The 12,883-nt window shown below is 67.9% G+C and carries 13 protein-coding genes; 6 read left to right on the top strand and 7 right to left on the bottom strand.

Annotation, left to right across the window (positions count from 1 at the left end; translation table 11 throughout):
* Positions 1–118: 118 nt before the first annotated feature.
* From AC07M9_RS12215 to AC07M9_RS12195, 5 genes are all read right to left on the bottom strand, one after another.
* Positions 119–535: a DoxX family protein gene (locus AC07M9_RS12215; RefSeq protein ID WP_494884025.1), complete on the bottom strand. Its 417-nt coding sequence runs from the start codon at positions 533–535 to the stop codon at positions 119–121.
* 162 nt (positions 536–697) lie between these two features.
* On the bottom strand, positions 698–1,933 hold the full coding sequence (locus AC07M9_RS12210) for a DUF1214 domain-containing protein (protein ID WP_494884024.1): 1,236 nt from the start codon (positions 1,931–1,933) through the stop codon (positions 698–700).
* A gap of 2 nt (positions 1,934–1,935) precedes the next feature.
* Positions 1,936–2,733 carry a sugar phosphate isomerase/epimerase family protein gene (locus AC07M9_RS12205; RefSeq protein ID WP_494884023.1) on the bottom strand — a complete coding sequence of 266 codons (798 nt, stop codon included), beginning with the start codon at positions 2,731–2,733 and terminating at the stop codon, positions 1,936–1,938.
* 139 nt (positions 2,734–2,872) lie between these two features.
* Complete coding sequence (locus AC07M9_RS12200; protein WP_494884022.1) at positions 2,873–4,051, bottom strand: sulfotransferase family protein; 1,179 nt, start codon at positions 4,049–4,051, stop codon at positions 2,873–2,875.
* Positions 4,048–5,166, bottom strand: a complete 1,119-nt coding sequence (locus AC07M9_RS12195) for an LLM class flavin-dependent oxidoreductase (RefSeq protein ID WP_494884021.1) — start codon at positions 5,164–5,166, stop codon at positions 4,048–4,050. Before AC07M9_RS12195 ends, AC07M9_RS12200 begins: the two co-directional genes overlap by 4 nt.
* Before the next feature lie 121 nt (positions 5,167–5,287).
* Between AC07M9_RS12195 and AC07M9_RS12190 the strand changes: the two genes are divergently transcribed.
* From AC07M9_RS12190 to AC07M9_RS12175, 4 genes are all read left to right on the top strand, one after another.
* Positions 5,288–6,397: a helix-turn-helix transcriptional regulator gene (locus AC07M9_RS12190; protein ID WP_494884020.1), complete on the top strand. Its 1,110-nt coding sequence runs from the start codon at positions 5,288–5,290 to the stop codon at positions 6,395–6,397.
* Positions 6,398–6,717: 320 nt separating this feature from the next.
* Positions 6,718–7,470 (top strand): SDR family oxidoreductase, encoded by a 753-nt coding sequence (locus tag AC07M9_RS12185; RefSeq protein ID WP_494884019.1) that lies wholly within the window; start codon positions 6,718–6,720, stop codon positions 7,468–7,470.
* A 143-nt stretch (positions 7,471–7,613) separates the two neighbouring features.
* Entirely contained in the window at positions 7,614–8,423 is an 810-nt protein-coding gene (locus AC07M9_RS12180; protein ID WP_494884018.1) for an SDR family NAD(P)-dependent oxidoreductase, read from the top strand.
* A 76-nt stretch (positions 8,424–8,499) separates the two neighbouring features.
* Entirely contained in the window at positions 8,500–9,723 is a 1,224-nt protein-coding gene (locus tag AC07M9_RS12175; protein WP_494884017.1) for a DUF418 domain-containing protein, read from the top strand.
* A gap of 61 nt (positions 9,724–9,784) precedes the next feature.
* Here AC07M9_RS12175 and AC07M9_RS12170 read toward each other — a convergent pair whose 3' ends face one another.
* Both AC07M9_RS12170 and AC07M9_RS12165 read right to left on the bottom strand, forming a co-directional pair.
* Positions 9,785–10,309 (bottom strand): VOC family protein, encoded by a 525-nt coding sequence (locus AC07M9_RS12170; protein WP_494884016.1) that lies wholly within the window; start codon positions 10,307–10,309, stop codon positions 9,785–9,787.
* Positions 10,306–11,457, bottom strand: coding sequence for a sulfotransferase family protein (locus AC07M9_RS12165; RefSeq protein WP_494884015.1), 1,152 nt, complete (start codon positions 11,455–11,457; stop codon positions 10,306–10,308). Before AC07M9_RS12165 ends, AC07M9_RS12170 begins: the two co-directional genes overlap by 4 nt.
* 144 nt (positions 11,458–11,601) lie before the next feature.
* Here AC07M9_RS12165 and AC07M9_RS12160 point away from each other — a divergent pair, with 144 nt between their 5' ends.
* Together AC07M9_RS12160 and AC07M9_RS12155 are read left to right on the top strand one after the other, a co-directional pair.
* Positions 11,602–12,390 carry an SDR family oxidoreductase gene (locus AC07M9_RS12160; protein WP_494884014.1) on the top strand — a complete coding sequence of 263 codons (789 nt, stop codon included), beginning with the start codon at positions 11,602–11,604 and terminating at the stop codon, positions 12,388–12,390.
* Entirely contained in the window at positions 12,387–12,818 is a 432-nt protein-coding gene (locus AC07M9_RS12155; RefSeq protein WP_494884013.1) for a nuclear transport factor 2 family protein, read from the top strand. Before AC07M9_RS12160 ends, AC07M9_RS12155 begins: the two co-directional genes overlap by 4 nt.
* The last annotated feature ends 65 nt before the right edge of the window (positions 12,819–12,883 follow it).

Genomic DNA, 12,883 nt, shown 5'->3' with positions numbered 1-12,883 from the left:
GACGTGACCGGGGGGCTGGGGGAATTTGCGTAGGGCCGTCCCTCAAAACCGTCATCCCCGCGAAGGGGCGACGAGGCCTGTTTGCTCAGTTGATCAGACAGGCCTCGCGGTAATGCGTTCAGGCGCGACCCTTCCCGAAGGCGACGATCTGCAGCAGGCCGCCGGCCATCGCCACGTTCTTGAAGAAGTGGATGAACTGGTTCTGGTCACCCAGCGCGCTATGGAAGAACACGGCGGTGGCGAGGCTGAACGCGGCGAGCACGGCAGCGACGGTGCGCACGCGGTACCCCGAGATCAGCAGCAGGCCGCCGGCGATCTCGACCGCGATCGCCCCGACCAGCGCCAGCGATGGCAGGGGCAGGCCGACCGAGGCGATGTAGGCGATCGAACCGGCGGGGTCGGCGATCTTGGAGGCGCCGCTCAGCAGGAAGATCGCGGCGATCAGCACGCGCCCGATGACGGGCAGCAAGCGTTCTAGGGCGGAGGTGGCGGTACTACGGGTCGCGGGCGAAAGGGTATCGACGATGGTGGTCATGTCCGGTTTCCTTGGTGACGGGCGGGCGGTTCGCATTCGGAACCGGAGGCCTGTGTATCTTGCGGTGCGTTCTGCATCGCTTGAGGCCTTTATGGGCGCGCCAGTTGGTCCGGATAATTGCGATAAATCACGTCGACATGTTCGTGTATTTCGAAAAGCGCGTCAGATGCCATAGCGACGCTTGATCGAGCGGTAGCGTTCGGCGAGCATGGCCTGCCGTTCCTCGGGCGTGACCATGGCGGTGTCGACCGGCAGATGCTCCATCAGGTCCGCGCGGTCGACCAGCCGGGTGCGGAAGCTGGCGGGGTCCTGCGTCAGGAGGTTGCGGTAGGTCAGATTGCCGCCCGTGAAGCCCTGCGTGTCGAGCCAGTTGTGAACGCCCGGATCGTCGTGCGAGAGCACCAGCCGCACGGCGCCGTCGCCGTCCACGCGGGTGCGCGCCGGGGTGTAGCTGACCGGGCGGTGGAGGAAGTCCATCGAGCCCGCGAAGGCCCCGCCCATGCCGAAGATCCAGAAGCCGGGGTGCATGTCCATCTCGACGATCAGCGCCTGGTGCGGCTCGAGTCGCCAGACCATATGCGCGGCCATGCGCCCGCGCTTGGCGTCGGAGTTGTCGTTGGCGGTCCGGTCGGCGGGGAACTGGTTGCGCAGGCCGGGATCGCAGACCCCGCGCGAGGTCATCCACGAGTGCTCGGGCCAGTCGCGCATCAGGCCGGTGACGAAAGCGCCCGCCCAGTCCATCGCCTCGATCATGCGGGCGGGGCTGGGGAGCGGGCGGGGCGCATTCATGCCGATGCGCTCGATGGTGAGCGTGGTCGGCGTCTCGTCCCAGCCGTCGAAGGCCTCGCGGATGAACAGCTTGCGGCTGCCGGGCGTCGTGGGGAGCCAGTTGCGTTCGCGCGGCTCGCCGCCGATGAACAGTTCGAAGTTGCCGCCCGCGTCGGCCTCGATCTGGCTGCCGAGCAGGTTACATTCGGGAATGTCGCCGAAGGGTTCGTGGAGCGAGGGCCAGTCGGTGCCGGGGATCGTCGCGGGGCGCGGGCCCTGCACGGTGACGTTGAGCCAGCGCGCGGTGCCCTTGCGGCCGGTGATGCGATAGGCGTGGGCGCCGTCGATCCAGGCCTGGCGGTAGGTGAAGTCCGCGACGTCGCCGCCCAGCTTCATCGTCGGCGTGGTGAAGGCGTGGATCTGCGGGAAGGCGGGGTCCTTCGTCTCCAACGCGAGATCGAAGGCCTGGCCGAGGTTCTGCGTCAGGAACCGGAAGGCGTCGGCGCGCTGGAGCGGGTTGGCGGGATTCGCGTCCTTGAACGCGTTAGCCCCGGCGGTCTTGAGGTGCTCGCAGAACTGCTCCCACGCGGAAGCGAGCGGGGCATCGTCGGGTGCGTCGCCAAAGGCCATCGTCAGGCTCCCAGTCGGTCGAGAACGTCGGAAAGGTACCGTGCGGCGCGGGTGCAGGCCAGTACCGCGCCCTCGGCTTCGATGCGCGGGCCGACCAGTTCGAGGTCGAACAGCCCTGTGTACCCCAGGTCGAGAACGTCGCGAAGGATCGCCTCCAGCGGGATCACGCCGTCGCCGGGCACCGCGCGGCAGGGGCTGGTGCGGTCGCCGAGCACGTAGTCGCTCACCTGCACGAGCCCGGTGATCGGCATGGCGGCGGTGAGGTTTTCGCGCAAGGCGGCCTCGGGCCAGCAGGCGTGGAGTTCGATGCACACGCCGATGCCCGCCAGCTTTGCGAGGCGCGTGGCATCGGGCAAGGTATGGGCGATATGGATGTCGGCGTTGAAAGCCGAGGCGTTCTCGACCAGCAGCGCCACGCCCGCCGCTTGCGCAGCATCGCGGGCCGGGGCGATCAGGTCGGCGAAGCGCTCTGCGGCCTGTTCCCACGACAGTGCGCCCCGTCCGCCGGTGAGGAGGTAGATGTATGGCGCGCGGAGTTCGGCGGCGATGGCGATCGCGTCGAGCAGGTGCTCGGTCGCCGCGCCGTTGTCGCGCTGGAGGTCGGGGTGGACCGCGAAGGGATGGTTGACGCAGCCGACCCTGATGGCGCTCCGACGCGCCGCCTCTCGCTCGCTTTCGGTCCGGAGCAGCGGCGTGGTGAGGGTGCAATGCTGCACCCCGATGTCGCAGCAGAAGTCGACGAATCCCGCGGTCGGCTCGGCCACGAAGGCAACCTGGTGGAGGCTGACACGCGGGTGCATCAATTCCTCCCCCGCCGGGGGAGGGGGACCATGCGCAGCATGGCGGAGGGGCGCTCTCGGTTTCCGTGAGGTCCGGACATGGGGCGCGTGCCCCTCCACCCCGCTTCGCGCGGTCCCCCTCCCCGTGCCGGGAAGGACTTCACCTGCGCACCTCGATCGGTACGCCAAAGCGTTCGCGGAAGGGAGCGAACTCGGCGTTGAGTGCGTCGATGCCGTAACCGGCGTCGACGAGGACCTGCGTCGAATAATGGAACTTGCCGTGCCGGTCGCCCCGGTTCTCGGCGAGGTACCGGCGCATCGCACGCTCCTGCCGCTCGCCGAAATCGCGTCCTGCGAAGGCGTAGTAGCCGCGCACGGTGGCGACCGGGTCGGCGACGAAATCGCTGTAGAGGACGTGGTGGATGCGCCGGTCGTCCGTCAGCGGGCTTGCCATGGTGTTGCCGATCGACCAGCGCACCCGCTCGAGGTGCATTTTCGCCTCCTTCACGAGGTCGATCTGGCCGACGATGCCCTCCATGATGTCGGACATCATCATCGTCGAACTGGCCGCGACCATCACCGGATCGCGATGCAGCCAGACCAGCGTGGCGTCGGGATAGGTGTCGAAGAAGGCCTCCAGCCGCGTGGTGTGAAAGCCCTTGAGCACCCAGTACTTCGCCTCGCGCCCGTACTGGAACGCCTGCAGCATGGCCTTGTGGATGCGATACTGCGCGACAGGGTCGGTGGGCAGGCCCATCGACAGGTTCTGCATCGGCACGCGCCACCAGGCGGTGGGGGTCATGACGCGGAAATCGAAGGCCCAGGTGCGCTCGTCCTCGGGCAGGCCGTCGCCCAGCATGTCGTTGTAGGGGTGGCAGTGCAGCCATTTTGACATCTTCGTGTTGATCTCGCGCCATTCTGCGTCGGCCTGCGCATAGCGCGGATCCTCGCCCGAAACCGCGCCGGGCGGGGGCGAGGGGTGCATGACTTCGGCGAAGCGCAGCGCCCGCGCATCGGGATCGACGGCCATCAACGCATGCATCAGCGTGGTGCCCGAACGCGGCTCGCCGCTGGCGAACATCGGGCGTTCGATCACCTCCTCGGCGAGGGGATAGTCCTTGCGGTCCTGGAAGAAGCGCAGCCGGTCGGTGAGCAGCCAGTGGATGTTGTCCGCCGCGGCCTGCCGTCCGCATGCTTCCATCGGGATCGTATTGACGTGCGCCACGGCGAGCGCGAAACGATCGGCGAAGCCCTCGTCCGCCCAGTCCGACAGCCCGGTCTCGGCCATGGCACGCTGCAGCAATTGCTGCGCGTCCAGTTCGACGAGAGCAAGGCTCATGCCGCCACCAGCTGCTGGATCGCGTCCTCGGTCGCGCGCACTTTGGCGGCGGAGGTGGCGGAGAACTTCATGCCGCCCATCGCACCGTATTCCATGATCTTGTAGACGCGCATCCCGGCGTCGGCGAAGCCTTTGATCTTGCGCGCGACTTCGGCCGGGGTGCCCACGGGGAGGATGTCGCGGATCGCCTGCGGGTCCATCTCGTCGCAGAAGCGCAGCATCGCCTCGCGGCTGAGCTTGACCGGGTCGAAGTCCATGATGCCGCGCCAGTCGGGGCCCATCGGGTGCGCGTAGCCGAACTGCGCGAGGTCCTTGGCGGTAATCATCAGGATGATCGACTTGACCATCGGCGCGCGCAGCATTTCGTCGACTTCGTCGGGTTCGCCGATCAGGCAGATCTGGGTGAGCGCGGGGGTGAAGTGGCTCATGTCGCGCCCCGCCGCGTCGCCCGCATCGAGGATGACCTTGAGCTTGGCGGCGTAGTCCTCGGGCGTCCACGAACCGGCGGGCCACCATCCGTCCGCCTCGCGCCCGGTGATGCCGAGCATCCTCGGTCCCGCCGCGCCGAGCCAGATCGGCGGCGCCTTGCCGTCATAGAACTCGGTATCGAGGCGCGCGTGTTCGAGGTGGAAGAACTCGCCCGCGAAATCGACCGGGCCGTCGGCGTGCCACAGCAGCTTGATGACCTTGATCGCCTCCTCCAGTCGGCCGACGGGTTTGGCGAAATCGAAGCCGTAGGGCACCGTGTTCTCCAGTTCGCCCGAGCCGAGGCCGAGGATGAAGCGGCCTTTCGAGAGGTGGCTGATCGTGAGCGCGCTCTGCGCGAGCAGCGAGGGGTGGCGGCGCACGGTGTCGACCACGGTGGTGGCGAGCGGGGTGTTCTTCGTCAGCACCGCCGCCGCCGCGCTCACCGCCATGCCGTCGAGGTGGCGGTGCGGGCTGGGCGAGGCTTTCGCGAGGTCGGTGAACTCGGGCGTCCAGATCGAATCCGGCCAGAAGCTGACCATGTGGTCGGGCAGCCAGATCGAATGGTAGCGCCCCGAATCGTACTCGCCCACCATGTCGATGCCGAGCGGCAGGGTCGTGCGCAGGAAGGCGGCGGGCTGCACTTGCATGGATCATCCTCTCGCGGGCGCATCGCTACTCCATCGCCGGAGCGGTGCGCGCCTCGTTGTTCGTGCCCTTCTGGTGGTCTACCGATCGGCCAAAGCAAATTCCCATTTGGGGATGAGAGAGATGTTGGGAGACAACTTCGGCGCACTCGTCGCGTCGCTGATCGAAGGCCTGGTGGAGGACCCGCCGTGGCGGCGCTTCCTCGATGCCTTGCGCGTGGCCGTGGACGGCGATTACGCCAGCCTCGTGTTCCGCCCGCTGCCGCTCGGTACGCCCGAGGCGCGAGTGATCCACCTCTATTCCGGCAGCGCCTCGCCCCCGCCGGTGACGCGCCATTACCGCGAGAACCTCTACCTGCGCGATCCCATGCCCTATCACGAGATGGTCGAGGGCCGGGCCTATCGCCTTGACGAACTGCTGCAGTTCGGCGAGCCCGCGCATGACGCCTACCTGTCGCAGCTCCTCGTACCATCGGGCATGAACCACCTGCGCATGATCCGCTTCGCCGAGCCCGGCGGGCACAGCGGCTGGATCACCGTGACCCGGCGCGACAGCGAGTTCGCAGCAGAAGTGGACGCGCTGCTGGAAAGCCTCGCGCCGTTCATGCGGCCCGCGCTCGGCAGCTTCGTGGCGCTGGAGCGTGAGCGCATGACCGCCGCCGTCGCGCGCGAGGCGGTGCGGCGGCTGAACTTCGGCTGGCTCACGCTCGACGGTGAGGGGAAGGTGCTCGACGCCGACCATCTCGGCGGGCAGATGCTCGCCGACGGGGCGCGGATCGCGCGGGCCAAGGACGGGCGGCTGACCGCGAAGGACCCGGCGCTGCGGCGGCAATTGCTCGCCGCGATCCGCGAACTGGCGATCGATCCGCAGGCCCGCCCGCGCGCCATCGTGCTCAGCCGCGAGCCGTGGCTCGACCTGCTGCTGGTGCCCTCGGGCCAGCGCATGGGGACCACCCAGGCCGCGCCCGCGATCGTCTGCTACCTCCACGCCGACAACTGGTCCTCCGCTGACCGCTGCGAGCAACTGGCGCAATTGTTCGACCTCGCGCCGAGCGAGGCGCGGCTGGCGCTGGCACTCAGCCGGGGCATGTCGATCAGCGAGGCAGCGCCGGAACTCGGCCTGACGGTGGAGTCGGCGCGGACCTACTCCAAGCGCATCTACGCCAAGACCGGTGCGCGCGGGCAGTCGGACCTGGTGCGCTTCATCCACCGCAGCGTGCTGGTGATCGCGTGAAGGGGGCGCACACTCGCCCGCCCCGAGGCTCTCGACCTCCACTCCGTTATCCCCGCGAAGGCGGGACCCCGCGCCTTGGGTTTGCGCGGCGGAGAACGAAAAAGCAGGCCCCCCGCCTTCGCGAGGGCGACGGAAGGATTGGGGCATATGGCCATTCGGCCGCATCCGTGTTCGGCGAAATCGGATACATCCCGCTGTCTCGCCGGAGCGATTAGAACAGATGTTCAGCATTTTGGGTTGACTACGCACGGCCGGATCGCCAGCCAATGCATACGATCGGGCCCTATAGCCCAACACGAACAACCGGGAGAATGCCACCGATGACCCAGCCCCTCGCAGGAAAAGTCGCGCTCGTCACCGGGGCCTCCTCGGGCATCGGCGAAGCGGCGGCGCTGTGCCTCGCCGAAGCGGGAGCGACCGTCGCCATATCCGCCCGCCGCGCCGATCGGCTCGCCGGGCTGGTCGCGCAGATCGAGGCGGCCGGCGGCAACGCGCTGGCGATCCCCGGCGACATGATGATCGAGGCCGACGCCAAGCGTGCGGTGGAGGACACCGTCGCGGCGTTCGGGTCGATCGACATCCTGATCAACTCCGCGGGCGTCATGCAGGCCGGCGGCATCGAGAACTGCGACACCGACCTTTACCGCCGCGTCATCGACATCAACCTGATGGGCACGGTCTACACCTGCGCCGCCACGGTGCCGCACATGCTGGCCAAGGGCGAGGGCGACATCATCACCATCTCCTCGCTCGCGGGGCGCAAGGGCGGTCCGATGACCAGCGCCTACTCGGCCAGCAAGCATGCGGCGAACTCGTTTACCGATGGTATCCGTCAGGAACTGGGCGGCAAGAACATCCGCGTCACCACGCTGATGCCCGGCGCCACCGAAACCGAGGTAGGCGACAACATCGTCGATCCCAACTGGCGCACCGCGATCCAGGCGCACGTCGGCAAGGAAGGCGCGGTCAAGCCGCGCGACATCGGCGAGGCCATCGTCTTCATCCTGTCGATGCCGCGCCGGACCAACATCTCGGAAATCACGGTGCGGCCGACGAGCGATACCTCGGCGTAGCTCAGCCCTCGTCATACCCGCGCGGGCGGGAAGCCATCTCCGGTGCCTTCGTGTTGGCCGGTCATCAGATGGGTCCCCGCCTGCGCGGGGATGACGGAAATCAGGACATGGACCTCGCGGGGGTCCGGCAAGGGAGAAGAACAATGGTCGGAAGGCTTCAGGACAAGGTCTGCATCATCACCGGCGCAGGCTCGGGCATGGGCAAGGCGATGGCGCAACTGTTCCACGCGCAAGGGGCGAAGCTCGTCCTCGCCGACATCTCGGGCAAACAGGACGAAGTGGCCGCCAGCCTCGGCGACGACGTCGTCGCGGTGCATTGCGACGTCTCGGACGAGGAGCAGGTCAAGGCGCTGGTCGCCACCGCCGAGGACACTTTCGGCCGGCTCGATGTGCAGTGCAACAACGCGGGCTTCGGCGGCGGCATGGCGGCGCTCCACGAGCAGTCGCTCGAACTGTGGGACAAGGTCCACGCCACCAACATCCGCGGCGTGTTTCTCTGCATGAAGTACGGTATCGAATCGATGCTCAAGACCGGTGGCGGCGCAATCGTCAACACCAGCTCGGCCTCGGCGGTGATCGGCTGGAAGCACCACGGCGTCTACTCCTCGGCCAAGGCGGGCGTGCACCAGCTGACCAAGGTCGCCGCGCTCGACTATTCGGACCAGAACATCCGCGTCAACGCGGTGGCGCCGGGGACGATGTGGACCGGGCTCGTCGAAGCCTCGAAGACCCACGACACCCCGCCCGAGGGCTTCCCGACGCTGGCAGGCATCCCGATGGGCCGCTGGGGCTATGCGCGCGACATCGCCAACGCCGCGCTGTTCCTGGCAAGCGAGGAAGCCGCCTACATCACCGGCGTGATCCTGCCGGTCGACGGCGGCTACTCGATCGGCTTCTCGGGGATGGGCGCCGAGCGTCCGGGCATCGTCAGCGTCAACAGCGACGGAACCTGACGCGCGCATAATTCGTTCGGTATCGCTGCGTCTTTCGTGTCATGTTCCACGCGGGGCATGACCGGGGGACGCGGCGATGCAGACGCAGGGAAACACGCTGGCGGCGGACGGGGCATCGGCCGCACCGGCTGCGAGCAAGGAGCGGTTCGAGGCGATCGACGCGCTTCGTGGGCTCGCGCTTTTCGGCATCCTCTTCGCCAACCTGCCGTACTGGGCGGGGCTGCCCTTTGCCCGGCCACAGGAACTGGTGGTGCTGGCGGGGCACCTCGATCTCAAGGCCTTCACCGCCTTCTTCAACTTCGTCCTCGACGGCAAGTTTTACACGCTGTTCTCGCTGCTCTTCGGCCTCGGCTTCGCACTCCAGCTGGAGCGGCTGGAGAAGTGCGGCAGCGATGGGCTGCGGCTGTTCCGGCGGCGCATGGCGGCGCTGCTGCTCATCGGGTGCATCCACATCCTGTTCGTCTGGGACGGCGACATCCTGACGCTCTACGCCGCGCTCGGCTTCGTGCTGCCGCTGTTCCGCAAGGCGTCGGACCGCGCGGTGCTGGTGTGGGTGCTGGTCTTCCTGTTCGCGGTGCCGATGCTGGGTGTCCTGGTGGAGCAGCAGGCCGGCTGGCATCCCGGTGCGCCGCTGTTCGCGCTGGGCGGGGGCATCGCGGCGGCGCTCGGCGTTCCGGGTGAGCCCGCAGTGATCCCCTTCCTCGGCGGGGGAGGCTGGCGCGAATTCGGGATCTGGCAGGCGACGGGTTGGGCCTTCAACTATGCAGAGCGGCTGGAGAACTGGCGCATCGCCAAAGTGCTCGGCACGATGCTTCTGGGCCTGCTCGCCGGGCGCTACCTGCTGCGCGGCCAGCTTATCGGCAATCGGCGACTACTGTGGAGCGTGGTGCTGGGTGGCTTCGCCATCGGCATTCCCGCCAACCTGTTCTACGCGCAGCTGCCGCCGCATTCGCAGGCCGCGTGGTCCTCGCTGATCGGCACCGCGCCGATGGGGCTGGCCTATGGCGCGGGCTTCCTGCTGCTCTGGCCCCATGCCCGCGTGCTACGGGTGATTGCGCCGGTCGGGCGCATGGCGCTGACCAGCTACCTCACGCACTCGGTGGTCGGCGCGCTGGTGTTCTTCGGCATTGGCCTTGGCATGATGGGGCGGATGGAGATCCTCCACGTCTATGCGCTGGGGCTGGTGATCTATGCGGCGCAGGTCGTGTTCTCGAACCTGTGGCTGCGCTCGCACGCGCAGGGGCCGATGGAGGCGCTGTGGCGGCGGATGACCTATGGGGGATCGTCCCGCTTCGGCTGAATCCATGTCGCCGTCGTCCCCGCGTAGGCGGGGCGACGGGTCATTTCGTGATAGGATTGGCCTAGAGCCAGGGTGCCGCGGCGATCCCGGCCAGCTTGGGGTCGACCCAGAGGTATTCGGTGTAGTGCCCGAGCCGCCTCCGGGTATCGACGTAGCAGAAGCACAGCCCCGCATCCGGCGAGGGCTCGGCGGGGAAAAGGAACGCGAATTCATCGCCGCTCGCCCGCACCTCCGCCAGTAGCGCCTCCCACTCCGAGTACGGCCCCGGCACGGCCACGCCGACATGGTGGAAATTGAGGATATGCCCCGAGAGATCCGCCGCCTCGGTATAGACCCCGGTCGCCCCGGCCATCGGCTCGATGATTTCGAACTGGCGCACCTTGCCCGGTTCGCCCACGTTGGCGATGGCGGACTTGACCGAAAGCGGCCGTCGCTCGCCGTAGGACAGCACCTCGATCTCAGCCTGGCTGCGCACCAGTCCGGTGAGGCCCAGCTCGGCCTCCGCATGGGCCATGGCGGCGTCCATGTCGCGCGTCACGTAGCTCATCTGCACGAGCTGGCCGTAACGCGCGCCGAGGTGGGTCATGCGCCCTGCTTCACCGGTATGCGGTAACGCGCGATATAGTCCGCGAACGCCTCGTGCACGCCTTCGCGGGTGAGGCCGTAGCGTTCGAGCGAGTAGTCGTGCTTGCCGTGCTTGCCCTTGGGGTTGGCGGCCATGTAGGCGTCCATCGCCGCCTGCGCTTCATCGGTGAACGGCTCTCCGAAGTGCTCGTAGATGCGGCGGCATTCGCCGATCGGGTCCTTCATGATGTCGACGTACTGCACGTCGAGGATAGCTCCCGCGCCATGCTTCGCGCGGAAGGCGTCCTGCCGTTCGATCATCAGCGCGAAGGTTTCCATGAAGGTCTCGCCGATGCGGTGGAGGTCGACCTCGTCCGAATAGATCATCCGCACGTTCTCGATCAGGCTGCCGATCGAGCCCAGCACGTCGGCAGGATCGCGGTGCGTCATCACCAGTTGCGCGTCGGGATAGACCTCGGCCAGCGCATCGAGGAACAGCGGGTGCCACGGGTTCTTCAGCACCCAGCGCCCGCCCGTCTCGGCCTGAAGCAGCTGGAGCAGCCGCTTGTGGAAGCGGAAGGCGGGCCGGTAGTCGGCCTGGTGGAACAGCCAGTCGCGGTAGCTCGGGATATCGGCCTGCGATTCGAACACCTGCGCGCAGAACGAGTAGTTCATCGAGAACTGGCACTCGGTCGGGCTGTGGGCGTCCTCGTAGTGGATCGCGGCGATCTTGGGCATATACTGGAGGGCCATCTGCGTCGCGTCCTGCATCTTCTGCCAGCGCGGCCCGGCGGCCAGTTCCTCGGGGCGCGGCGGTGGCACCGGGTCATGCGATTCCCAGCGTAGAAAGGCGCGGCGGGTGGGGTCGGCGGCGAGTAGGTTGATCAGCAGCGTGGTGCCGGTGCGCGGCAGGCCGAAGACGAACAGCGGCTTTTCGACCGGGCGCTCGAGCAGCTCGGGATGCTGCGCGAGCCAGTCCTCGATGCGCAGGCGACCTGCCATGTATTTGACGAGGTCGCGGTGGGCGAGCTGGCTGCCGCGCTCGCTGAACTTCGCCTCGTCGGCATAGGCGGCGAGCAACACCTCCAGCCCTTCGAGCGCGGCGAGATCACCCACTTCCGTCAGTCCGGTTTCGGCCTGTGCGGCCGCGATAACGTCGTCGACGGTCATGTCGATCTCCCTTTATCCTGTCCCTTATCGTCCCTGCGGTGTGCGGAAGGGTGGGGGCGATTGCAAGATAGCGGACACTCCTCCAGATTGGCCGCCAAGGACGCGCCGGGGATGCGCGCAGGCAGTGGAGAGGCGCACAAAACCATGGATCTGAGCGAGGCAGGACACGCATTCGTGACCGGCGGGGCGAGCGGCATCGGGCTAGGTATCGTTGATGCGATGCGCCGGCGCGGGCTGCGGGTGACGGCGGCGGACATCGACGCGCAGGCGCTGGAAACCGTCGTCGCGTCGTGGGGCGAGTCGGTCCGCGCGGCCGTGCTCGACACGCGCGACCGCGAGGGCTGGGCGCGGGCCAAGGTGGAGGCGGAAGCCGCCTTCGGGCCGGTCGATGTGCTGGTCAACAACGCCGGCATCGCTCCCAATGGCCGCGAGTTCGCGGACATGGACCCGGAGAGCTTCGACCGCATCCTCGCCATCAACCTCGTCGGGGTAGCGAACGGCGTGTTCACTTTCGCCGCCGACATGCGCGGGCGGGGCCGGGGGCACATCGTCAACACCTCGTCGCAGGCCGGGCTCACCGCGAGCGTGCCGGGGGTGGGCGCCTACGCCGTCGCCAAGTTCGGCGTGACCGCGTTGACCGAAGGACTGCGGCAGGAAATGGCGCCGCACGGCGTCGGCGTCTCGCTGCTGTGCCCGGGGTATGTCGCGACGAACCTTGCGGACAATACGGTGAAGGTCGGCGGGGAGATTCGCGCATACGCAGGCGCCATGCCGCCCTCGAAAGTCACGCCGGACGACGTGGGCGAGATGGTCGCCGCCGGGATCGAGGCGGATGCGGCGGTGATCGTCACCCACACCAAGGTCTGGCGCAGCATGGAGCCGCGCCTTGCCGCCATCCGCGCCGCCTGCGAGTTGCGGGACGCGGCGGCATGAGCGGTTCGCTCGATGACCGCATCGCCCGGATCGAGGCGCAGGGCGCCGTCGCCGACCTCGTCCACGCCTACGCCCGCGCGGTGCGGCGCGAGGGTTACGAGGATATCCTTGGTCTGTTCGCACAAGGTGGGACGTTCGAAGTCCGCTCGGGCCACCCCGACCGTACAGAGTTCACGGTTCGGCAGCGGTTCGAGAGCCCGCAGGCGCTCGTCGCGTTTCTGATGGAGGGGAAGGGGCGCCCGCATCCGGTGCCGCTGATCCACAACCTGATCGTCGAAGTCGAGGGCGAGGCGGCGAGGGCCAACGCGATGATGGTCGCCAGCATCACCGGCACCGACAAGGTGGTGAGGGGGGAATACCACGACAGCTTCGTGCGGGTCGGCGGCGAATGGCGGTTCAGCGCGCGGATCTACACGGTGTTCGGGTGAAGGCGGTGGAGGTGTCCGGGCCGCGCTCGCGCCGAGGCCGTCATCCCAGCGAAGGCTGGGATCGC

Source organism: Novosphingobium sp. GW821-FHT09E05 (assembly GCF_059416165.1).
This window is presented reverse-complemented; position numbering and strand designations above follow the sequence as displayed.